Raw genomic sequence first — 22960 nt, 5'->3', positions numbered from 1 at the left:
TTTATTCGAGCCGGGCGGCGTAGACACTACTGCTCTGAATCCAAATCGCGGTGGCACGATTCTCCTCATCCAAGACAACTCGAGGATCGGAGGCCGTGCCGGTCAGGGCAAGATCCAACTGGATCGGTGTCTGCCAGATTCCGGTCGAGGAAAAGAATCGACTTGCATAGACGTGTCCCGCCTGAGTCCAGACAGCGGTTGCATGACCATCTGAATTCATCGTGATTTGGTGATTCGAAGAGGATCCGGTCGGAAGATCGATCTGAACCCTGTCACCGATCCATCCGCTCCCCTGATAGCGTCGTGCATAAATATGAAAGGCGGTACCTGCATCATCTCTCTGTCTCCAGACGGCGATCGCATTTCCACTCGGGGCAACAGCAATCTGGGGTTGAGAGGCAAGCCCCGTATTCGATTCCACAGACGCGACATCTCCCCAAGTGGTGCTACCGCCAGCAGAGATGGTGTATGATCGGGAATAGATGCTTCCATCACCGTCCCAGACGACGACCGCATCTCCTTCGACATCTCTTCCGATGCGTGGTGTTGTGACCGCTTCGGTTCTGTTATCGATTTCCCATCCGGCACCAGCAAAGCTGTTGTCATAGACATTATAATGGAGGTTGCTTGTGAGGGTCGCGCCCGAGCCGGCGAGTTGTTCCCAGACAATGAGGGCATTTGAATCAGATTCTGAGACGGCGATCTGGGGACGTGAGGCGTTACCAACGGTACCGAGTTGAGAGAGACGGATGGGACCTGTCGATGAAAATGAATCAAAGAGATTTGAGAGTTCATTAATAAAAATTCTACTGGCGCCGCTGTTCATTTGGGACCAAACGACGAGGGCGTTATCGTCATCGTCCATCACAACGGTAGGGGAGGTTGCCGTACCGACAGAAAGATCGACCGTCATTTGATTCGTCCAGGTCCCCATCGAGAGGGAGAAGGCGGTCGCATAAACATTGTAATCGGAACTCGTCGTTGTCGATGTCGCGCGCCAAACCACCGTATGATTGCCTGATTCAAAATCAAACGCCACTTGCGGATCTGCGGTATGACCGGAAATCGAATCCAGCAGGGTTGGTTCATTACTGAAATTTCCCAGAATCGATTCATCCATGTAATCCATAAAGAGATGGTTTGCGTAGATGCTGGAGGGGGATGTGGGGGCATCACCATCTCTTTGCCTCCAAACAGCGACAATATTTCCGCGTTCGGGATCGATTGCCAAGGCCGGCTGCGAGGCGACTCGTGATGTCGGCAAGTTTTCGATCTCCTGTGGTGCCTCCCAGGTCCCATCAGCGGTACTAAAGCTCCAAGCAGGTACCGTCGAGAGCGAGTTACCGGCAAGATCCTTCAGATCTTGAGATAAACGAATGGTATAGTTCTGAAACATCCCCAAGGAGGTTGAGGGGGTAAACGTGACGACCGATCCATCTTGGGTAAGTGTGCCGCTAACCGGTAATTCTTCGGCGTCGAGGACGAGAAAATTTGTTGCATTAACCGTTGTGGGATCAATCGGCTCCGAAAAAGTGACGGAAAAAGAGCTGGTACGAGAGACACCCAAGGAACCATTGCCAGGATCGAGCGTGACGATTTCTGGAGCGGTTTGATCATCTGGCTCTGTTATAGCGCACATACCTTCGACACAAATTTGATCTTCGTCACAATCAGAATCAGTCGTGCACTCAGGCGGAGGTGGGTCTGGCAGGCGACAACTCCCCTCACGACAAACCTGTCCCTCTGGGCATTCCGCATCTCCGGTACAAGGGGCTGGAGGTGGGGGAGGATTCTCTGGGGGTGGAGGTGTCGGAGAGGTTGCTGGTTCCTGTTGGTTATTTTGGTCCCTGACCATCTCAGGGTTTGTGATATTTTTTGATCGACAGGCGGTCAGCCCGACAATCAAGAGACACAGGATCATGCAATACCGATGGACCATGCCTTCTTAATGAAGCAATCGGCATGCCAAGGAGAGAAGGAAATTTGACCAATAACCTATTGATATAACTTGTTAATCTATGAGGCATTGGGGTGACCCTTTCGGAAGTAGGGTTTGCTTGAGACGGATCGGGGATAGGCCACCCCATAACGGCAAAGAGATCTCAATGGAGGCGGCGACACCGGAGGCTCGGAAATTGGTTCCAAAAAAATTTCTGAAACGAAAAGGGGCGGTTTAGACGATTGGTTCCCATGGGAACGGGGTTCCCGCGGGGAGACTGAAGCCCGCCGCATTTTTGTGTCCACCACCACCGAATCTTTTGGCAAAACTTGAGACGTCAAATTCGCCTATCGAGCGAAGCTCCACTTTGACGACGTCGCCTCTTTGGGACCAGGCAATTCCCATAGGGGGGAGTCTCTCTGACAACGCATGGCCGACCTCTGACGATAAAAGGGGGGAATTAACAACGTAGGTTGGCGTTCCACAAAAGTGAACGAGTTGTGCAGAGGCAACCATCTGTTCGACGACCCTTTCCTGATAGCGGAGTATCGCACTCCCTTCTTGTATGAGGGCCCTTTTTCCTGCCCCCGTCTCGAGTTTGCCGGCAATCTGATCCCACGTCTCGAAATCCTTTCGATGGGAACTCAATACGGCGCGGATCTGGTTCGTGGCGGGTAGCTTAAAGCGCCACAGATCACGGTCCTCAACATGCCGAAGAAGGCGTGGTACCTCAACTCGCGGATGGAAATGGCGCCAGGCGAGGACCGCTCCGGCGTGGTTGAGATCAAAAATGCCTACTTGTGCCATCCTGGTTGAAACATCGGCTGTTTTGTGATGATCGATCGCGACGACCCGCCTGGCTCGGCTGAGCAATTCACGCATTTTATCCGGGGGGTAGGAAAAGTCGAGGAGGTAGACATCTTTCCCGGAAAGACCTTTTGGGAGCGACTCTTGATAACGAACGGCGACATAGCGGGCCCTATCCCCAAATTTTCGCCAAGCGGCCCACGCGGCCCCAAAGCCGTCGTCACATGCCTCATGATACAGAACAACAATAGCCTTCTTCAAAATTGCTTGCATACTTGACCCCCTCTAACCATTTGCCGTTGAGATCGACAGGGATCAAGAGAGGTTGTCTCAAAATTCATTCTTCTGCATAACCCAGTGTGGTTGGAGCGGAGAGAAGAGGCCGTAGTATTTGACATGATAAATAGTATAGAATAATATAACTATTATTTTTTGGAGGGTTTATGGCAAAACAGAATGTCAGTGCTACATTGGATGAGGGGCTTTTAAAGAAGCTGGACGATTTAGCTAAAGAAACAGAGAGAAACCGTTCTTGGCTGATCGGAAAGGCGCTAGAGAATTACTTTGAGGAGACAGAAGATGTTCGCGTTGCTTTAGGGAGACTAGAGGATAAAAGGTTGACTCCAAAGGGTTTGAGAAAAGAAATTGGTCTATAAAGTTCAATATGCCGCCGGAGTGGCGAAGGACCTAAAAAACCTCCCAAAACAGGTTAAAGAAAAAGCCCTCCATGTCATCGAAGATATTCTTGCCAAGATTCCAACGATGGGGAAACCGCTCTCCGGGCCGTATAAGGGTCTTTGGAAATACCGTATCGGAGATTTTCGAATTATTTATTCGATTGAACAGGCGCAACTTGTCGTTTTTGTCTTAAGGGTCCGTCATCGCAAAGATGTCTATCAGGGGATTGTTTTTTAGATCGACAACGAATTTTGGCTCAAGGCATTGAGTACCGAGCCGGCTTTGGTACGACAGAGATTTCATCGCTCGTACAGAATGACTCAAGGATTAAAAGTCGAAATGAAACTCAACACGATCCAACGGCACCAAGACCCAACAATCGCCAGGCCGCATCATCTTGGGCACTTGACTTTAATGCTTCGTAATGGGCCATGGCCGCTCCACAAGAGTAGGGATCTCGACTTTCTTCGCACTCACTGACTCGTTCCATCCTCTTCCCGACAGGATCTACAACTTTTTCCAGACGATAGGCACGGGTTGCATCCCTCACCCCGTCTCTGAATCTTGGATGATCCTTGGCTGCCAAAACAACCGCCGGTGGTTGCGGAACTCCTTCCAATGGCTCTCTCACAAAAGAAACAGCTCGCCTTAAATCAAAAGTGATACTTCTTCCATCACCTGCAACAACAATAACTTCGCCATCGGGACTTATAAACTGGGTCTGTGCCTGTTCCAAGGTAACCCCCATCGGGTCCGTAATAGTGGTATCTCGTTGAACAACGGCTCCCTGGGCCTTACCCCCAGGACCGAACAGTATCCGAGCCGACTCATTCTTACAAACAATCTGGCTGTAAAGACTACCGCCAACGCTTACGCAATCGGAAGATTCAAACACTTTAAAAGCTCTCGATGTATCTCCCATAAACACCTCCTTGTTTAAGCAAACATCTGTCGTTTTAGTTATCGACTGACAGGACCTCCTCGTTGCTAACAAAATATAAAAAATCTCGTACGATCTATTTACGGTATGAAGAGTTGACTTAACTATATAAATGGCGTACAAATATATACCATGATAAATAGAGTTATAAGACCATTGAAATCAAACAGTTTTTTTATATTTGGGCCACGTGGTACGGGTAAAACGACATTTCTCAAGAGGTTCTTTGAGAAGGAAAAGGTTCTATGGATTGATCTCCTCGACCCAAAGGTGGAGGAGGCCTATTCCCGCGAGGCCGGTCCCCTATCTTACCAGAGCGAGGCACTGAAGGAGTTTGCCTGGATCGTCATTGACGAAATCCAGAAGGCACCAAAGCTCCTCGATCTTGTTCATCACCACATAGAATCCTCTGGCAAAAAGTTTGCCCTGACGGGATCAAGTCCTCGCAAATTGAAAAAAGAGGGAGCGAACTTATTGGCCGGCCGCGCCTTCCTGAACCACCTTTTTCCCCTGACCCACACTGAAATGGGGAATCAATTCGATCTCACTGCGGCATTGCACTACGGTTCACTCCCCCGCGTGACACAGCTTTCTTTGCCGGAGGAGAAAAACGAGTTTCTGCGGGCCTACGCGCACACCTACCTGAAGGAGGAAATTTGGGCGGAACATCTGATTCGGCAACTGGAGCCGTTCCGGCGTTTTTTGGAAATCGCCGCCCAAACCAGCGGGCAGATTGTCAACTATTCAAACGTAGCCCGGGATGTGGGCGTCGAGACCCCTACCGTTCAATCCTATTTTTCCATTCTGGAAGATACCCTGGTGGGAGTCCTCTTGGAACCATTCCATTATTCAGTTCGAAAACGCCAACGACATAATCCGAAATTTTATCTCTTTGACCTTGGGGTCAGGCGGGCCATGGAAAGGACACTTGAATCTTCCCTAACTCCCGGCTCTTACGCCTATGGGCTCGCGTTTGAACATTTCGTGATTTTGGAAGCGTACCGGTTGAATAGTTATCACCGGAAAGACTTTCGATTTTTCTACCTCAGGACAAAAGATGATTCTGAAATTGACCTGATTGTCGAAAGACCGGGGATGCCAACCGCCTTGATCGAGATCAAATCAACCGATCATGCAGATGAAAGGGACACGAGAACTTTGGAACGATTTCTCCCTGATTTCAAAAAGGCAGAGGCGTTTTGCCTTTCCCGTGATCCATGGCCAAAAAAAATCGGTTCCGTATCGGTACTCCCTTGGGATCAGGGGCTTCGTGAATTAGGCCTTTGACTTCAGGGCATTGAGGGCTGAACCGGCCTTGAACCAAGTGAGTTGTGTCTCGGTCATACTGTGGAGGACGGAGAGAGTTTCTTCTTTTCCATCCTGATGATACAGAATCATCTCGAGAGGTTTGTGTGGTTTGAGGGCCTTGAGACCTCGGATGCTGACCCGATCGGTCGCCTCGATTTTTTCGTAATCCTTCGGATCGGCAAAGGTGAGTGGCAGAATCCCCTGCTTCTTGAGATTCGTTTCGTGAATCCTCGCAAAACTCTTCGTGACGACGGCGGCACACCCCAGAAAGCGCGGGCTCATCGCCGCATGTTCGCGACTCGACCCTTCGCCGTAGTTTTCATCGCCGACCATCACCCACCGCTCCCCCTTCTCCTTATAATAGCGCGCGATCTTCGGGAGCTCATGATCCTTCTCTCCCGTCAGGATATTGATCCCCTTCCCGGCCTCATGAGAAAAGGCGTTGTGAACACCCGTGAAGGCGTTGTCACTGATATGATCGAGATGGCCTCGAAATTTCAACCACGGTCCTGCAGGTGAGATATGATCAGTCGTACATTTTCCTTTTGCCTTGGCCAAGACCGGCAACTTTTCAAAATCGTTTCCGTCCCAGGCGGGAAAGGGTGTCAACTTTTGTAAACGATTACTTTTCGGATCGATTGCCACCTCGATCTTCTGCCCCTCCTCAGCGGGGGGTAAGTATCCGACTTTTGAAAAGATGAAACCCTTTTTTGGAAGCGGATCGGCGCGACGCGGCGGCCTGAGGCCAATCTTTTTCCCGCTTGGGGTTGAGAGGGGATCATGGAGTGGATCAAACGAGAGATTTCCGACGAGACTCATCGCGACGACGATCTCGGGACTCCCGATAAAGGCATAGGTTTCAGGATTGCCGTCATTCCGACGCGGAAAGTTTCGATTATAAGAGGTGAGAATAGAATTTCGATCCCCCTTCTGGATGTCATCCCGCTTCCACTGCCCGATACAAGGGCCACAGGCATTGGCCAAGACAGTTCCACCGATCTCTTCGAGGATCGCCATCTGGCCGTCTCGTTCGATCGTCGCACGGACCTGTTCCGAGCCGGGGGTAATCAAAAGCGGGATTTGTGTCTTGAGTCCGAGCTCCTTCGCCTGCCGCGCCACTTCTGCCGCCCGCTCGATGTCTTCGTAGGAGGAATTGGTACAGCTCCCGATCAAGGCATATTTGATAGTGTCCGGATAGTTTTTCTCACGAACATCTTTTTTTAACTTTGAAATCGGTCGGGCCAGATCGGGAGAATGGGGACCGACAATATGCGGCTCGAGAGTCGAGAGATCAATCTCGATCAGATGGTCAAAGAATTTTCCCGGATTTTTCTCTACCTCCGGATCGGCCTGAAGTATCTCTCGGCAGGAATCGGCGATGGAAGCGATCTTTTCCCGTTGGGTCGCAACAAGATAATCTCGTGTCGCCTGATCATAAGGGAAGATGGAGGTGGTCGCCCCGAGTTCGGCCCCCATGTTCGTAATCGTTCCTTTTCCTGTCGCCGAGAGGGAACGGGCGCCCGGTCCGAAATATTCGACGATGTTATTGGTCCCCCCCTTTGTCGTGAGAATCTCACAGACCTTCAGGATCACATCCTTCGGGGCGGTCCAGCCGTTCAATTCCCCGGTCAACTTGACACCGACCAGCTTGGGTTGCAGGACCTCCCAGCTCATCCCGACCATTACGTCGACCGCATCGGCCCCTCCGACACCGATCGCAATCATTCCGAGTCCGCCAGCATTCGGGGTATGAGAGTCGGTCCCGATCATCATCCCGCCGGGAAAAGCATATTGTTCGAGAACCACCTGATGAATAATCCCGGCACCCGGACCCCAGAAGCCAATCCCATATTTTTTGGAGACTGTTTTTAGAAATTCATACACCTCGCGATTTTCTGTCATCGCAACAGCCATGTCCTCTCGGGCTCCACTGTGGGCACGGATCAGATGATCGCAGTGGACCGTCGTTGGCACCGCTGTTCGATCGCGTCCGGCGAGCATGAATTGGAGCAGACACATCTGGGCGGTCGCATCTTGCAGGGCAACGCGATCGACCTTGAGATTCAGGATCGCCTTCCCAGGAGCGAGCGCCTGTCCCTTCGGATCTTCGAGATGACCGAGGAGAATCTTTTCGGCCAACGTCAGGGGACGACCGAGACGCTTTCGGATGATCTTGAGGTTTGAGTCAATCCTTTCGTAAACCGTTCGGACAAGTTCGGGGGTTGTTTCAACGACATGATTTTTTGGACCGGTTTTTTTCACAGTGGGTTAAGACTAGTCAAAAAAAGTTATCTCGTCTAGTGGGGAGATGAATATGATTTCGGTCAGAGATCTCGTAAAAAGCTATGGGGGCCACGGCACGGTGGTCGATCACCTCACCTTCGATCTTAAGGAGGGAGAATGTCTCGTCCTCGTCGGAAAGAGTGGTTGCGGGAAATCAACACTCCTCAAGATGATGAATGGTCTCATCCGACCCGACGAAGGGGAGGTGCAAATCAATGGGCAGCAGCTCGATTTTTCAAGAATTCACCAGATCCGTCGAGGAATCGGTTACGTCATTCAACAAGGCGGACTTTTCCCGCATCTCAATGTTTTTGAGAACATCTCCCTCGTTGCAAAGATTGAGGGTTGGGAAAAGTTTAGGAAAGAAGACCGGGTTCGACAGCTCCTCCAGATGGTGAATCTCGATCCTGAAATCTATACCTCAAAATATCCGAGGGAACTTTCCGGTGGGGAACAGCAGCGTGTCGGTGTCGCACGAGCGCTGATGCTCGATCCACCGATTCTCCTGATGGATGAGCCATTCGGCGCTCTCGATCCGATCACACGTCGACAGATCCAGAGGGATTTTTTGGGGCTTCAGAAAAAGATCACACGAAAAACGATCCTCTTTGTGACCCACGACATGCAGGAGGCCTGTCTCATGGGAAATCAGATTGCCATTATGGATCAGGGTAAATTTTTGCAGATCGGGGCACCGGAGGAGATTCGAAATAACCCACAGACCGATTTCATCAAGGACTTTTTCTCATGAAGACTCTTTTGATTCTTTTCATGTTGTTGCCCTCCTTGTTGGATGCCAATGATGTGATCCGGATCGGCTCCAAAAAATTCACCGAAGGGTATCTCCTCTCGGAGATCACGGCCCAACTGATCGAGGCGAAGACAAATCTCAAGGTCGAGAGAAAATTCGGTCTCGGGGGGACGGTTGTCTGTTTCGAGGCGCTGAAGAACGGGTCGATCGATCTCTATCCGGAATACACGGGCACCGCGATCGAAGTCTTGCTCCATGGTCAAGGAATTCTGGATTTTCAGGGATTGAAAAAGATTTTTCTAAAAGAATTTCGGCTCGAGTGGCTCGAGCCGTTTGGTTTCAACAACACCTACGCCCTTGCGGTTTCGAAAGGGCAGGTGCCGGAGACCGTTTCACGAATTTCCGATCTCCGCCCCCATCCGGAATATCGCTATGGGTTGAGTCATGAGTTTTTGGAGAGGGGCGATGGCTGGCCCTCTTTGAGTCAGGCCTATTTCTTGACGCCCAAGGAGGTCAGAGGCCTCGATCATGGATTGGCCTATGAATCGATTGCAGCGGGTAAGGTCGATGTCATCGACGCCTATTCGACCGACGCCAAGATTCGGAAGTTCGATTTACGGCTCCTGGAAGACGACCGACAGTTTTTTCAAAAATATCTTGCGGCCCCTTTGGTTCGAAACGATTTTCTGCTGCATCATCCGGAGGTAAGGGATGTTTTAAATCTTGTGGCAGGAAAAATTTCCGAAGAGAAAATGCAGCATCTCAACGCCGCAGTCGAACTGGATGGAAAGAGTTTTTCGGAGGCGACAACCTCTTTTTTGGTCGAAGAGGGGCTGATTCCAAAACAGCAGACAGTGGTCTCTCGCGGGATCGGTCAGCTCATTTTCGAACATCTCTTACTGACTTTTGTCTCTGTCGGATTGGCCACACTCATCGGTCTCCCGGCAGGAATCCTCGTGAGTCGACGAAAGAAATTAGCCCAAGTGGTTTTGAGTATCGCTGGCGTGGCCCAAACAATTCCGGGAATCGCCCTGCTTGTTTTTATGATCCCTATTTTGGGAATCGGTACGGTCCCGGCGATCACAGCGCTCTTTATCTATGGGTTGCTTCCGATTGTACGGAACAGTTGTGTCGGGATCCGGGAGATTTCCCCACTGATTCTTGAATCAGCCGATGGCCTCGGGCTCACGAAGTGGCAGAGGCTCCGTTATGTCGAGATCCCGATGGCGGCGCGATTTATTATGGCGGGGATTCGGATCAGCACCGTGACCAATATTGGAACAGCCACACTCGCCGCTTTCATCGGTGCCGGTGGTCTCGGTGAACCGATCGTGACCGGCCTTGCTTTAAATGACATGCGAATCGTCTTTCGTGGGGCAATCCCGGCAGCGCTTTTGGCGATACTGGCTGAAATTTTCTTTGAAACGTTAGAGAAATGGATTACACCGCGGGGGCTGAGGGTGTTATGAAATCAATCGTCTTTGTCTGTATCGGAAATGCCTGTCGGAGCCAGATGGCCGAAGGTTTTTCCCGACATTATGCAGGGGACACCTACCTTATATATAGCGCCGGTTCCCACCCGCTCGGTTTTGTTGTTTCGGAGACGGTAAAGGTCATGAAGGAGAAGGGGATCGATATTTCCCGTCATCGGTCCAAGGGGATCAATGATCTTCCGGACATCGAATTTGATATCGCTGTCCTGATGGGGTGCGGAGATCGGTGTCCAACACTCAAGGCGAAAAAGAGAATCGAATGGGATATCCCGGATCCTGTTGGACGTCCCCTCGATTTTTTCAGGGAAACGCGGGACTTGATTGAGGAAAAGGTGAAACAACTTCTTGTCGAATCGTTTCAATAGGTTTATGAGCAAGACTGATGGTGTTTGTTCCAACCTTGGGGGTGACGGGGCAAGCAGCCTTACCCGCTGATGATTCTATACCGAAACCCCGTTCACCTTACCTGACCTTTCAAAGAACCGCTCTCTCCGGACTTGCAATGTTAGGACTCTACCTCTCCTTTTCCCGCACACCTCTGACACGTGGCCTCTTCGAATCCCTTCCGTGTTTCCTCGAACAACGTTCCAGGGTATCGTCTGCTAATACCCTAAAACGATTTGGGGAAATCTGGAAGACAAACGCTGAACATCCCCATACTGGTGCCCTGTCGAATCTTATCACCGCTATCGCCGTGGAATCGATGCTCCAGCATGAGCTAACAAATTCCCAATGGGATCCAGTCGGTTTCGCTGGTTGCCATCTCTTGACCTACTTAGCCAATGTCACCGCACTTTCTGTTTCAGGAACACGACTCTTTGGATTTCTCTCGGCTCCATGGCGTATCCACAAGGGGTTTGTCCCAACGAAGTTCCCTTGGCACAAAGGGCGTGAGTACCTGAACCTCTTCAGGCCGGGCAAGAGCTGGATGGATCGTTCAAGACTTGCCTTGGGCGGTATTCATTCTATTTGGCAAATCTTTGTTATGGGAATCTTCATCAGCCTCAGTGTCCTCCTCGGTATGGCCAGCTATGAAAACATCCGAAGGGGTCGGGAAAAATTCGATGGCTATTCAGGGCCCGATGCCTTTTGGGATAGTCTGACTCACTCATTTGACAGAATATGGCGTGGGATCGAGCCCGTCGACCGCCAAGAGGTACGGTATGACTATATGTGCGATATTTTTTGGACCAACATTAAGTGGGGATGGACCCGCAGGCTCATTGCGATGATGCTCTTCAAGCCTGGCACATTCAAATTCGGCCTTTTCTCTGATCTTTTGTTTGTTCCATACCAATATTATTTCGTCTTTCGGAATGACAGAACGGATTCAGAAAAAGCAGGCCAGATGAGGAGCCACATCCTTGGGAATCCTTTTTTTGGTCTGGGTCGATAATAACAATCAAAGGCAGCGACTCGAAGAGATCCGCCGCGAGGGTTATAATTTAATCAAGAGACGGAGAAGAACCCGAAGACGATTGTGGAACATCTCGGTCCATTACCGTCTTCCGGCCGTCTGACTGGGCGTTCGTGATCGCCTTGTCACAGACCCCTTTAATAATTTCTGAAAGGACATTGAGGGTTGAGGCTGCGGTGCTCATCTGCGATTTTTCTTTAATATATTTCTTAATTTTTGAAGCGACGACAAGAAGATCACTCATTGAATTCCTCCTTAGTTTGTTAGAAAACTGATATAGCAAGTTTAAAATGAATGGCAAAAGAAAAATGAGGCTCCAGAAATTTCTCTCCCAGGCAGGGGTTTGTTCGAGGCGCGAGGGGGAGAAAATGATTCTCGCCGGCAGGGTCTCGCTGAATGGACAGGTCATCAAAGAGATGGGGATCTCCATCGACCCAGAGAAGGATCATGTGGTGGTGGATGGGAAGGAGATTCGGGAGAGGCCGCACCTCGTCTACTACATTTTCCACAAACCAAAAAATGTGATGGTGACTCGCCATGATCCGGAGGGAAGACCGACGATCTATGACTATCTCAAAGAGATCCCTGAGCGTGTTAATTATGTCGGACGACTTGATTTTGATTCTGAAGGGCTTGTCTTCCTGACCAATGATGGGGAGCTGCATCATCGGATGACGCATCCGAGTAAGGGGATTCCGAAAACGTATCGGGTGAAGATAAGGGGGAGAGGGGACGTTATTAGGAAATTATCCGGAGGCGTTGACATCGGTGGCTATGTAACGGCGCCGTGTCAGGTAAAAATTCTGGACGATGACTGGTTGGAAATCACGATCACCGAGGGGAAAAACCGGCAGATCCGTCGGATGTGTGAGGCGGTGGGACTTGATGTGATTCGTTTGATACGGGTATCGATAGGCTCGTTGCAGCTTGGTGATTTGCGTCCAGGACAGTATCGGTCCCTCACGCCATCGGAAATAGAAAAAATTACCCGAAACTTTTGACATCGATCAAAAGTCATGAGAACGAAAGAGAGATGTTGCCAACATCGACTCTTCTTTTCTTGATTCTTCCACCACTTGTTTCTGTTGGTTTAGCTATTTGGTTTTTTAGAAAACGATGATTCTGGTTGTTTTCCTTATCTATCTCTTCGTTCTCCTTGCCGTGGGGCTTGCCTGTACCCGTCTCAATCGTAATCTCTCAGACTATATTCTCGGAGGGAGGCGTCTTGGAACCTGGCTGACCGCCATCTCGGCACAAGCCTCTGACATGAGTGGCTGGCTCTTTATTGGCTTGCCGGCAGCCGCTTACTTGGCTGGTTTTTCAATCCTCTGGGTCATTGTCGGTCTCCTGGTCGGCATTGTTTTCAGCTGGCTCGTGATGGCGATCCCGATGCGGCAGATGACTGAGGCAAGCGGTTCGCTTACGATCCCTGATTTCCTTGAGTCACGTGTCGGTCGTGGAAAATTTCCGGCCGTTCGAATTGTCTCCGTGCTGATCATCCTAATTTTTTACGCCTCCTATATCGCGGCCCAGTATATCGCGGCGGGGAAGATTTTTGAGACAATCTTTTCGAATGTGCAAACGCCGTGGGGAACCGTTTCACTAACCTATCATCAAGGGGTTCTGATTGGCTCGATCGTGATCCTCGCCTACACAATGGCGGGTGGGTTTCTCGCCGCAGCCTACACTGATTTTATACAGGGGATGATGATGGCAGTCGCGCTGATCATCCTCCCGACGATTGCAATCCTGAATCTGGGTGGCTTTGGCGAACTCTTTCAGGCGATGCAAGCCGCCAATCCCACTTCTCTAACAATCACCGGCGGCAAGGAGGGAATGGCGCTTTTGACAGGTGTTGTGATCGGAAGCCTTTCGTGGGGACTTGGTTATCCCGGGCAGCCGCATATCCTGGTCAACTTCATGGCAATCCGTGAGACACAGAAGCTCAGGATGTCAGCGCTGATCGCGATCGTCTGGGCGATCCTCGTCATGTATGGGGCGGCAGCGCTCGGTTTTGTGGGACTCGCACAGTACGGTCCGGGCATGACAGATCCTGATCAGATCTTTCCGCTCTTGTCTGTTGCGAATCTCCCACCCTGGTTTTCCGGAGTCTTGATGTCGGCAGCTGTGGCGGCGATGATGTCGACAGTCGACTCCCAACTCCTCGTCGCGATCTCAGCGCTTGTTGAGGATATTTATGTCAAACTCTTCGGGGGAAATCCGGAGGGGAAGACAGCCCTCGTCTTGAGTCGTGCGATTTGTCTCGCGTTAGGTGTTGCAGCGATTCTGATTTCCTGGCGCCGAACTGACGTCTTCGGTCAGGTCTTTAACGCTTGGGGAGGATTGGCGTCTGGTCTTGGCCCGGCGGTCTTGATGGCACTTTTTTGGAAAAGGGTAACCAGCTTGGGACTTGTCGCCGGGATGGTTTTCGGGACCGTCGCGATCCATATCTGGGGGGATTCGCTAACAGTTATCTTTTTTGCCGGACTTTTCCTGATCTGGCTTTTTGGTCAAATTTTCCCACGTAAAATATGAGAATTCTCTCCTTGATTGCGAGTAGTACGGAAATTGTCTGTGCCTTAGGTTGTGGCGATCAACTTGTCGGTCGTTCCCATGAGTGTGATTATCCTAAATGGGTCAGCAAACTTCCGGTCTGTACCGAACCCAAATTCAATACAGATGGAACAAGCTATGAGATTGACCAACGGGTCAAGGCGATCGTCCAGGAAGGGATTTCTGTTTATCGTGTCGATGCCGATCTCTTACGGAAATTAAAACCCGACGTCATTGTTACCCAAGATCAATGCGAGGTCTGCGCGGTGAGCCTCAAGGATGTGGAGGCGGCGGTCTGTGAGATTATTCCATCGCGACCGAAGATTGTTTCTCTGAAGACAGAATCTCTCGCCGATCTTTGGAGGGATATCCAAAAGGTGGCGGAGGCGTTGGGGATTGCGGAGCATGGAAAAATATTGGTCACCGAGCTTAAAGAAAGAATGGAGCGGGTCCTATCTCAGGGCGGGCGCCCGACCCGAGCCAACCGCTCCATGAATATATCATCAAAACCGGCCGTCGCCTGTATCGAGTGGCTCGATCCCCTCATGGCGGCAGGAAACTGGATGCCGGAGCTTGTGGAAATGGCCGGAGGAGTGAATCTCTTTGGCGAGGCGGGAAAGCATTCGCCATGGATGACGTGGGAGGATCTTGTTAAAAAGGATCCAGATATCATTCTTTGTCTTCCCTGTGGATGGGGGATTGAAAAGGTTCGAAGTGAGATGGCGGTTCTTACCGAACGGAGGGGATGGGCTCAACTCAAGGCGGTTCGGAACAAGAAGGTCTATCTTCTGGATGGGAACCAATACTTCAATCGACCCGGACCAAGGTTGGTCGAATCACTTGAAATCTTAGCGGAAATCTTTCATCCCGAGGTCTTTAACTTTGGATTTAAGGGATCGGGCTGGGTTGTTTTTTAGTAAAAAAATGTGCTTAGCTCGAACTCCAGTCACCAGGTCATACGCAACTTTTCCCATCAGGGATCGAAGATAAGCCCATGCAGCTTTCGAGAGTCATCTTGGCAGGATCTGTTTTTGCCACCGGTGCGGTCGTTGCTTGGGATAGCCTTCGCACGAGAAAAGAGGGTCCACCAAGTGATTCAAACCAATTAAAAGAACTTGAAGAGAGATTTCGAAAACTTCTTCAAGGAATACCAAACTCTTTTTTTCAGAAGGATCCCTGGCGTGATGCAGAAGCCTCGGGGCCCCTTTTAGCGATTTCCCGCGTTTGTCAGGAAGCGACGATGTCTCTCCCTCAGACGGGGTGCCCCTTGTTCGCCTCTTCAATAGCGGCAGCTGAATTTCCTGATTCTTATGATCTATCAGAGATGCGCCGATGGGCCATTGGCGAACTCCCAAAACTCTATGAAGAATACTTGGGACAAACCCCTCAAGAACGTGTCATGGCGCTCAATTATATCCGTCATTTTACCCTTGCCGAAATTCTCCTGACTCAAACCTTTGGACCACCCCTTCAAAAAGTCGAGATGGAGAGACTCATGGAAGCGGTTCGTCGTCGGACAGGGAAAAGTCATATCCCTCCAAAAAGGGAGAATGCCCTCACCTGGGAAGAGGTCTCTGCTTCGCGTGATCCTGTCGAGGTGAGGATTGAGGAAATCCCATCAGATATGCAAGCAGAAGCTCGAGAAATTCCGCTCTCCGCAGAGGTGGCCAGGGAATTCTCTCTGCCGGAGAATTCAACGTTATGGGATTTTCTCCTTCGTTACAATGAAACGGTTGTTTTTGCCCATGACCTCCCTCAATCAAACGAACGAGAGCTCTTGGGAGAGTTGAAGTCACCTTTTTTCGGTGTCGTCGCTTTAAATGTCGAGTCGATGAAGGCGAAAATGGGTCGAGTTTTTCCAAGCGGACTGCTCGCCACGCTGGCCCATGAAACCTATCATCGGTTTTATGCGACAACTCTGTCTTTTCGAAATGAGCTTTATGTTGGATATTCTACCCTCAATGAGAGAAACGCCCATCTTTTACAGGCCGATGTCTTGGGGCAAATGATTCGTCATCGAGTTGCAAGGGGACCCTCACCAGATAAGATTGAGGGGCTGATCCCCCTCTTCCGTTTCTACCGTATAAATTTGTTGTATGGTCTGGCGGGGAATCTCAAATGCGCGTATCCGATTAAAGACAGATCAATTCGCAGCGATCTGGCACCAGGCTTTGAAAGACAACTCTTCCATCACCTCGCTGCTGATCAGGATTCCTATTTTGTGAGAAGTGGGGAAACGAGGGGTGATTTTACCCGTGGAGTTCTGAAAGAATTGGGCCTCGAGGGAATCCTGCACAGTGAGCCACTCCCCTAAGCCCAATCCAGTTCCTGCAGAAGGCCGATCTGTTCCTTGATCGACTGAAGAAACTCCTCCCAATAGCGACGTTCCCGATAATACGGAAAGGCAGACTGAAATATCGGCTCTCCGTAGCGCTGACCGATCCATGCAGCGTACCGGATCATCCGCAGCGTGCGCAACGGTTCGGCAAGAATCAAGGTGTCGATATCAAATTTTCGGAACGTTTCATACCCTTCCAAAAAAAATTTTCTCTGTTCCCGCTTCTCCTCCTCATTTCCGTTGAAGAGCATCCAGAGATCCTGAACCGGCGGCGCAATCACCATATCATCAAAGTCGAGGAGATGCGGCCCTTCGCGGTTCCATAAGATATTGCCTGGATGACAGTCGCCATGGAGCGGGATCGACTTGGGTCCCGTCTTGAAATGTGGGGCAACGAGCTTGAGGGCTTGGAATAGGTGCGTCTCGATCGCCTGCTTCAGATCCGAAGGGAGAAACTCTTGAGACAAGATGAACGAGAGACTGTCGGTTCCATAAGTCTCGGGTGTCAAATGCAGGCGATGGTTTGCCTGAAAGTGTTCGCCGACATTGTGAATGCGCGCCAGTGTCCGACCAAGCCAACGTCGGTCGTCGTTCGTCACCTCTGCATGCTCGCGTCCCCGAAATTTTTGAAAAATGGCGTAGAAAACCCCGTCAGAATCGGTCCGGCCCAGTGTCTCGACGCCAGGGAGGTGCTTTTTCAGCGTCAAATGGCGAATCACCGGAATCTCCGCCTCTGCCAGCATCCGAACGAATCGATGTTCATCGGCGATCGCCTCTTTTGACCACCGTCCCGGTCGGTAATACTTCGCGATCACCGAATCCCGAGACCCGACATCTTCTGTTTCGATTCCGACTTCATAAACGCGGTTTTCATAGCTGTTGAGTGGGAACAGCACTCCGGTCGGTCTGAAACCTTGTTCTGAAATAGTTCCGAAGATTGTCTCAGGCAGGAGATGGTCAAAAGGCATCATTTTCATATTGTCTTCTCCCTGTTTTAATTTAAGGAGATGTGTGTGTCTACAAACTTAAAGGAACTAAATTGTCTTCGACCTCTGGATCTTGATTTCCTTCAGTCTGACGAGGGGCTTCAGTCGCTATTTAATTCGCTTTGTCTGGCAGACCAGAAAAAACAGCTTTCAGAAAGACTAGCCGACTTTTCACGCCACGTTTCGGGGGAATGGGATCAATTGGCCCGTGAGTCAGCACAAGATTACGACGGCCCACGGATCGAGTCGTACGATCGGGTTGGCAATCCAATCGATCAGGTTTGGCTTCCACCACCGGTTCGTCAACTCCGACGCGAGGTGGTCGAGGCCGGTATTTTTGAAAACGGATCGGAACTGGAACGCTTCGCAAAGGTCTATCTGCTCGCACATCTCGGAGAGGCGTCTCTCACATGTCCTCTCGCTTGCACCGAGGGATTGATTCGGGTGATCGAGGCGGTCGGTTCGGATTTCCTTAAGAAGGAATTTCTCCCGAAACTTCGTTCGGCCGAGACACCGCTCGCCGGATCCCAGTTCATCACCGAGCAGGATATGGGATCCGATGTCGGTGCCTTGACCACCCGTGCGGTACCGGAGGGAGAAGGGAGTTGGCGCCTCTACGGGGAGAAATGGTTTTGTTCCGCGATTGACGAATTTTTCCTGATCGCAGCGCGGCCCGAGGGGTCCGCCGAAGGGACCGATGGTGTCGCGATCTTTTTCGTACCGAGGACAGTTGAAGGGAAGCTCAACAATCTCCGAATCAAGCGACTGAAGCAAAAGATCGGGACGAAGGAACTGCCGACGGCGGAGATCGATCTGAACGGTGCGCTCGCCTACAATATCGGCCCCGTCGAACAGGGGTTCAAGAATCTGATGAACTACGTGATCAACACCTCCCGCATCATGAACGCCGCGAGCGCCTGCGGGGTCATGGCGCGGGCCTCGCTCGAGGCAACTCATTATGCGCAAAACCGAAGTGCCTTTGGTCGGAAGATTATCGAATACCCGATGGTGGGAGAGAGCCTGAATAAGATCCGGGCGATTCTGGAATCCCGCAGGGCACTTTATTTTTATCTCGTTTCGGAGCGTGACCGAAACCCGCTAAAAAATTTCACGAGCGATGAGGCGCTCTGGCAGCGATTCCTGATCAACATCTGTAAATACCGAACCTCGATCGGCGCGACCGAATGCAGCCATGAGGCGATCTTGATTCTGGCAGGGAATGGAACGATCGAAACCTTCTCGATCCTTCCGCGACTCTATCGTGACAGTCTCGTGATCGAAACCTGGGAAGGGACCCACAATACACTCGTGCTTCAGATCGCGCGCGATGGTCTCCGGTTTCCGTTCCGAAATTATCTCCAGGAAAACATCCTCAAGCGAGCGGAACGTCTTGGAAAAAGGGGGTTTGCTTCGACCAGTGAGTGGTTGATCCATTCTTGGAAAGAAACCACACCACTCTTGGATCGGCTGACTGATTCAAACTGGGTAGCCCGTGAGGCAAGACGCCTCACCGATCGTCTCGGCTCCCTCCTGGAGGTTGCGTTTTACGCTGATCTGGCCGCCCTGCCTGCCGGTCCTCGCTCCCGCGAAGCGGGTTTGTTAGAATTTCTTTTCTCATGAGAAGTCTCATTCACTGGATCCTCTCCTCCATCGCCACCCTTCTCTGGTTAACACCGGCGCTTCTTCTTTGTCGCTTGGCACCGAAAAAATCGGAACGCCTTCTCAAGAAATGGGCGGAGACCCAATTAAAGATTTTTGGCATTGAAGTAACGGTCGAGGATCGGAACAAGGGTCAATACAACTCTCCTCCCTATCTCTATCTTCTGCTCAATCAAACGAGTCTCAGCGAGACGCTTATTGTGAACCATGTGATTTCCGAGGAGTGTTATGTCCTGATGAATTTTGGATACGCACTTCTGCCGTTTATCGGTTGGCTGACCTGGTTGAGGGGTGGGGTAAGGTCAAAGTCATTTTTTGCGAAGCGATACCAACGGTAGGCCTGACTTACGATGATCGTGATGCCTTGATTGCGAAGTTGCGTTCGATAGCAGAAAGAGAAATTAGATTTTTCTTTCCAGCTTGACCAGGCTCGAACCTGTTTTAGGAACAGCTTGATTTAGCGAAACTAAACCTATTTAAAATAATCTTGTTCAAGAGACTAAATAGGACAGCGGAAAAAATCGTTACGCCGAAACAGAATGGGGCATGCCATAGAAAATGAACATTGGTCCATTTTATGAGCACAAAACTCATTGATAGACCAAGCAACATGCCAACAATAGCTGCGGTTGCATCAATCATTTTAATAAATAACCCCATAAAAAAGAGGGCGATAATTGGACCAACAAAATAACTATATATTTTATTTGCAACCTCCATCAAAAGACCAATTTTATTGATAAATAAAGCCATGACCGTGCAGATTAAACCCCAAAACAAACTCAGTTTTTTGGCAATGTTTAATTCTACATGCTCGCCCATTTTCCCTTTTTTAAAAAATCTTTTATAATAATCGGTGAAACATATAGCAGATAATGAGTTAAAACCCGAATCAGCACTCGACATGCCCGCAGCGACAATACCAGAGACAACAAGCCCGCTTAACCCAACGGGAATAACATTAACTATAAAATGTGCAAAAACTCGATCCATGGCCTTTGTAGGATTGTCAGGTGAAAAACTTAACAAGGATTGCATCATTTGGGGGTGTTGATTGTAGTAAGCGAAAAGACCCAATCCGAGTAGCGAGATAACTATAATAAAGGGGAGTGTAAAGACGGCGCTTAATAATAAACTTTTAATAGTCCCCTTAACCGAAGATGTGGTCAGATATCTCTGGACTGTTATCTGGTTACCCCCGTAATCAAAAAGATTTAGAATAAATGAACCGATTAGAATTGCCCAAATGGAGTATTCTGTATTGAAGTTGGCCATATCACGAACCATAACGGTATGACCGCCTGCGCTAGCGATGCGCCATATCTCGCCAACATCTCCATTAAAGTGATACAAGATAATAGCGATCGCAACAATTAGTCCCATCGACATAAGGAAAAATTGTATCACATCAGTCCAGATATCAGCCTTCATGCCTCCCCACGCTGTATAAAGTGTTGTGAATAAACCCGAGAAAATAATACATGAAGTCAGCGGGATCTCAAATTGTGTGGAAAGCAACAGGCCAGAGGCGTAGATCACCATCGACAACCACGTAAGTTTGGTAATAACCAAAATAAGTGAACTGACAACTCTCACGTGAATACTAAAACGACGCTCTAAATATTCATAGATACTGGTAATGTTCATGCGATAAAAGAGAGGAGCTAAAGTAAAGGCGATGACGATTGTCGCACAAAGAATAGTCAAAGAACGCAAAAAAATCGTTAAATCCTTCTGGAAAACAAAGGCCGGTATGCCTAAATAGGAAATGCCGCTTATCTGCGTTGCAATAATTGAGAATCCAACGGCCCAAAAAGGCATATTGCGACCTGCCAAAAAATAGTCTTTAACATTTTTTTGGCGGCGAGACAGATAAAGTCCCAGGGCAAAAGTTAACACAAGTGACAAAATTAAGATGGCGATGTTGATGCTGCCAGACATGAAATTTTTACGTTCACTGTCGTAACGAGCTTCCGCAAGTCAAGGTCGCTCGACCTTATCACAGTCGTCGTTTTTTTATCGGTTTTTAACTACTTACGACTTACTTTTTCAGCGCAAGGACCTTTTTTCCCTTGGCCGATTTCGAACTCAACCTTATCATCTTTGGCAATAGGACCATTCACGATGGCGCTAGAGTGGACGAAGAGATCCTTTCCACCTTTGTCGGGCGTGATGAATCCAAAACCCTTTTCTTCACTGAAAAACTTTACGGTACCGGTTTCCATGATCTCCTCCTTTGTTGGACGATTAAGTTGCCCATTAAACTACAACAACTCGTATCCATATGTCCAGTCTTGGATCGGGGATCAACAAACCGTGTTTACAACGGAGATCTTCGATGCTAAAAACTTGAACCAATTTCCGGGGTAGCTCAGCGGCAGAGTAGGTGACTGTAGAAAGGAGGCATGGTGGCTAAACGGGAGACGAGAAGTAAACCCGCGAAACCCATGCCCATATGCAGCTTCCGCAGGTAACTGCGGTCGAAAAGTGGGTGAACTCAGGGAACCCTACGTCCACGCCAGAGGATAAGGGAATCCTGAGCCAAGCCTCCCAATATAAAGGTGGGAGGAAGGTGCAGAGACTAGGGAGTGACGAAAGAATAATCTCCCCTCGAGCGCCCACTACCCAATCCGCACAATGCGGAGGGTAAAGAGATAGTCCAGGCCATCATGAAAGTGGTGGGAACCTGTAATCACTTGGTCGTGGGTTCGAATCCCACCCCCGGAGTAGAACAAAATACCCCCTTCATGGGGGTATTTTTGTTTAAACTGATGCCTTATATTGTCTACATTCTCGAGTCTTCTGATGGGAAATACTACACCGGTTACACAAGCGATCTGGATCGGCGCATGGAACAGCATCGCAACGGAACCGGCGCCAAATTCACCAAAAGCTTTGGATTCAGAAAACTTTTGTACCATGAAAAACACCGAACAAGGGCAAAGGCGATGCGACGCGAAGCACAGATAAAAGGATGGGATCGGAGCAAGAAAGAAGCGCTGATTTCCGGAAACCTCAAACAGTGAAATTACTCGTTGTCATAGTATTCCTCGGGGTATCTGCAGCTGGCAATGCAATTGCCCATGAGAATCTGTCAATCCGCTACATTAAGGGTAGTTCTGGAAAGCCGAATGAGATGCATGCCCAAGGGACGATTAAGGCATCGCCGGAAAAAGTCTGGGACGCTATTGTTCGGCTCAACGACTGGTCCTCGTTCATGCCCCGGATGCCAGCGAGTTTTTACATCACCGACGAGGGGATCTCAGCGATCCAGACAGCCGGGACCCGAGAGGCCAATCTCCTGAAGAAAGTTTCAGAAAAATATCGGACCGAAGTTCCCCGCCAGTCTGGGGGTCTATGGCAAGGGGCCGTTTTTCAGATAGTTAGCACACCTTTCCCGGTGAAAAACCGCTGGTTCGTCCTGCGTTACACGAACGATGAGACCCTGGCCGGGAGACAGATCTTCAAACAATGCTGGGAAATGATCGCCGCCAACGTCGACTTCGTTCGAGGTTGCTTTCTCGTTCAGTCAGACGAGAAATCCGGACACTCCCTGGTATATTATGAAGAGATCGTCGATTTGGGCGGGCATGTTCCCAACTGGGTCACCAAAATTGGCGTGAAATCTACAACCCCGGATGTTTTTAAGAATCTGGAGAAAGAAGCAGGGAAAGCGAGTCATGAAACTGACCCGAAAGATTAAAAAGGTTCAGGACGAGCTCAAGATGAGCGAGTTAAGTCCTAGTCGTCTGGCGGGTTTGGTTGCGTTGGGATGCAGCGCGAGGCCGAGATTAAAAGTTGGAGTCGG

The 22960-nt window shown here is 49.9% G+C and carries 24 protein-coding genes; 16 read left to right on the top strand and 8 right to left on the bottom strand.

The window, feature by feature from the left end; all coding sequences use genetic code 11:
- Window position 1 precedes the first annotated feature (1 nt).
- Window positions 2-1921 (bottom strand): Ig-like domain-containing protein, encoded by a 1920-nt coding sequence (locus tag HYT76_02760; GenBank protein ID MBI2082466.1) that lies wholly within the window; start codon window positions 1919-1921, stop codon window positions 2-4.
- Window positions 1922-2018: 97 nt separating this feature from the next.
- On the opposite strand from HYT76_02760, the gene HYT76_02755 reads away from it, so the two are divergent.
- Window positions 2019-2177 carry a hypothetical protein gene (locus HYT76_02755; GenBank protein ID MBI2082465.1) on the top strand — a complete coding sequence of 53 codons (159 nt, stop codon included), beginning with the start codon at window positions 2019-2021 and terminating at the stop codon, window positions 2175-2177.
- Here HYT76_02755 and HYT76_02750 read toward each other — a convergent pair.
- Window positions 2174-3019: a phosphohydrolase gene (locus HYT76_02750; protein ID MBI2082464.1), complete on the bottom strand. Its 846-nt coding sequence runs from the start codon at window positions 3017-3019 to the stop codon at window positions 2174-2176. The two genes, HYT76_02755 and HYT76_02750, sit on opposite strands and share 4 nt — an antisense overlap.
- Window positions 3020-3189: 170 nt before the next feature.
- On the opposite strand from HYT76_02750, the gene HYT76_02745 reads away from it, so the two are divergent.
- Window positions 3190-3402: a ribbon-helix-helix protein, CopG family gene (locus tag HYT76_02745; protein ID MBI2082463.1), complete on the top strand. Its 213-nt coding sequence runs from the start codon at window positions 3190-3192 to the stop codon at window positions 3400-3402.
- Entirely contained in the window at window positions 3392-3661 is a 270-nt protein-coding gene (locus HYT76_02740) for a type II toxin-antitoxin system RelE/ParE family toxin (GenBank protein ID MBI2082462.1), read from the top strand. Before HYT76_02745 ends, HYT76_02740 begins: the two co-directional genes overlap by 11 nt.
- Before the next feature lie 109 nt (window positions 3662-3770).
- On the opposite strand, the gene HYT76_02735 is transcribed toward HYT76_02740, so the two are convergent.
- Window positions 3771-4346, bottom strand: coding sequence for a hypothetical protein (locus HYT76_02735; protein MBI2082461.1), 576 nt, complete (start codon window positions 4344-4346; stop codon window positions 3771-3773).
- 150 nt (window positions 4347-4496) lie between these two features.
- Here HYT76_02735 and HYT76_02730 point away from each other — a divergent pair, with 150 nt between their 5' ends.
- The gene (locus HYT76_02730; protein ID MBI2082460.1) at window positions 4497-5651 is read left to right on the top strand and encodes an ATP-binding protein; all 1155 of its coding nucleotides are present in this window, start codon (window positions 4497-4499) and stop codon (window positions 5649-5651) included.
- On the opposite strand, the gene HYT76_02725 is transcribed toward HYT76_02730, so the two are convergent.
- On the bottom strand, window positions 5640-7934 hold the full coding sequence (locus tag HYT76_02725) for an aconitate hydratase (GenBank protein ID MBI2082459.1): 2295 nt from the start codon (window positions 7932-7934) through the stop codon (window positions 5640-5642). The two genes, HYT76_02730 and HYT76_02725, sit on opposite strands and share 12 nt — an antisense overlap.
- Window positions 7935-7986: 52 nt before the next feature.
- On the opposite strand from HYT76_02725, the gene HYT76_02720 reads away from it, so the two are divergent.
- From HYT76_02720 to HYT76_02705, 4 genes are read left to right on the top strand one after another with little or no spacing between them, the layout of a single operon-like run.
- The gene (locus HYT76_02720; GenBank protein MBI2082458.1) at window positions 7987-8706 is read left to right on the top strand and encodes an ABC transporter ATP-binding protein; all 720 of its coding nucleotides are present in this window, start codon (window positions 7987-7989) and stop codon (window positions 8704-8706) included.
- The gene (locus HYT76_02715; protein ID MBI2082457.1) at window positions 8703-10175 is read left to right on the top strand and encodes an ABC transporter permease subunit; all 1473 of its coding nucleotides are present in this window, start codon (window positions 8703-8705) and stop codon (window positions 10173-10175) included. Before HYT76_02720 ends, HYT76_02715 begins: the two co-directional genes overlap by 4 nt.
- Complete coding sequence (locus HYT76_02710; GenBank protein MBI2082456.1) at window positions 10142-10564, top strand: arsenate reductase ArsC; 423 nt, start codon at window positions 10142-10144, stop codon at window positions 10562-10564. Before HYT76_02715 ends, HYT76_02710 begins: the two co-directional genes overlap by 34 nt.
- 17 nt (window positions 10565-10581) lie before the next feature.
- A complete protein-coding gene (locus HYT76_02705) occupies window positions 10582-11595 on the top strand; it encodes a hypothetical protein (GenBank protein ID MBI2082455.1) in 1014 nt (337 codons plus the stop codon).
- Window positions 11596-11644: 49 nt separating this feature from the next.
- On the opposite strand, the gene HYT76_02700 is transcribed toward HYT76_02705, so the two are convergent.
- Window positions 11645-11860: a hypothetical protein gene (locus tag HYT76_02700; GenBank protein ID MBI2082454.1), complete on the bottom strand. Its 216-nt coding sequence runs from the start codon at window positions 11858-11860 to the stop codon at window positions 11645-11647.
- Between the two features lie 46 nt (window positions 11861-11906).
- Between HYT76_02700 and HYT76_02695 the strand changes: the two genes are divergently transcribed.
- From HYT76_02695 to HYT76_02680, 4 genes are all read left to right on the top strand, one after another.
- A complete protein-coding gene (locus HYT76_02695) occupies window positions 11907-12617 on the top strand; it encodes an rRNA pseudouridine synthase (protein ID MBI2082453.1) in 711 nt (236 codons plus the stop codon).
- Window positions 12618-12732: 115 nt separating this feature from the next.
- Window positions 12733-14151, top strand: a complete 1419-nt coding sequence (locus HYT76_02690) for a sodium/proline symporter (protein MBI2082452.1) — start codon at window positions 12733-12735, stop codon at window positions 14149-14151.
- Window positions 14148-15086 (top strand): cobalamin-binding protein, encoded by a 939-nt coding sequence (locus HYT76_02685; GenBank protein MBI2082451.1) that lies wholly within the window; start codon window positions 14148-14150, stop codon window positions 15084-15086. The genes HYT76_02690 and HYT76_02685 overlap by 4 nt, the downstream gene beginning before the upstream one ends.
- A gap of 77 nt (window positions 15087-15163) precedes the next feature.
- Window positions 15164-16483 (top strand): hypothetical protein, encoded by a 1320-nt coding sequence (locus HYT76_02680; protein MBI2082450.1) that lies wholly within the window; start codon window positions 15164-15166, stop codon window positions 16481-16483.
- Here the strand turns inward: HYT76_02680 and HYT76_02675 are convergent.
- The gene (locus HYT76_02675; GenBank protein MBI2082449.1) at window positions 16480-17484 is read right to left on the bottom strand and encodes a serine/threonine protein kinase; all 1005 of its coding nucleotides are present in this window, start codon (window positions 17482-17484) and stop codon (window positions 16480-16482) included. The two genes, HYT76_02680 and HYT76_02675, sit on opposite strands and share 4 nt — an antisense overlap.
- A gap of 36 nt (window positions 17485-17520) precedes the next feature.
- On the opposite strand from HYT76_02675, the gene HYT76_02670 reads away from it, so the two are divergent.
- Together HYT76_02670 and HYT76_02665 are read left to right on the top strand one after the other, a co-directional pair.
- Window positions 17521-19113: an acyl-CoA dehydrogenase family protein gene (locus tag HYT76_02670; protein MBI2082448.1), complete on the top strand. Its 1593-nt coding sequence runs from the start codon at window positions 17521-17523 to the stop codon at window positions 19111-19113.
- Window positions 19110-19490, top strand: coding sequence for a hypothetical protein (locus HYT76_02665; protein MBI2082447.1), 381 nt, complete (start codon window positions 19110-19112; stop codon window positions 19488-19490). Before HYT76_02670 ends, HYT76_02665 begins: the two co-directional genes overlap by 4 nt.
- Window positions 19491-19593: 103 nt before the next feature.
- Here the strand turns inward: HYT76_02665 and HYT76_02660 are convergent, their stop codons facing one another.
- Both HYT76_02660 and HYT76_02655 read right to left on the bottom strand, forming a co-directional pair.
- Entirely contained in the window at window positions 19594-21093 is a 1500-nt protein-coding gene (locus tag HYT76_02660) for a sodium/solute symporter (GenBank protein MBI2082446.1), read from the bottom strand.
- Between the two features lie 89 nt (window positions 21094-21182).
- Window positions 21183-21377 (bottom strand): cold-shock protein, encoded by a 195-nt coding sequence (locus HYT76_02655; GenBank protein MBI2082445.1) that lies wholly within the window; start codon window positions 21375-21377, stop codon window positions 21183-21185.
- 546 nt (window positions 21378-21923) lie between these two features.
- On the opposite strand from HYT76_02655, the gene HYT76_02650 reads away from it, so the two are divergent.
- Together HYT76_02650 and HYT76_02645 are read left to right on the top strand one after the other, a co-directional pair.
- A complete protein-coding gene (locus HYT76_02650) occupies window positions 21924-22178 on the top strand; it encodes a GIY-YIG nuclease family protein (GenBank protein ID MBI2082444.1) in 255 nt (84 codons plus the stop codon).
- On the top strand, window positions 22175-22855 hold the full coding sequence (locus HYT76_02645) for a hypothetical protein (protein ID MBI2082443.1): 681 nt from the start codon (window positions 22175-22177) through the stop codon (window positions 22853-22855). Before HYT76_02650 ends, HYT76_02645 begins: the two co-directional genes overlap by 4 nt.
- Window positions 22856-22960 lie beyond the last annotated feature (105 nt).

It is taken from the genome of Deltaproteobacteria bacterium, assembly GCA_016180845.1.
GTDB lineage: Bacteria > UBA10199 > UBA10199 > JACPAL01 > JACPAL01 > JACPAK01.
Note: the sequence above shows the minus strand (reverse complement) of the source record. Positions and strands in the feature narration are given on the sequence as shown.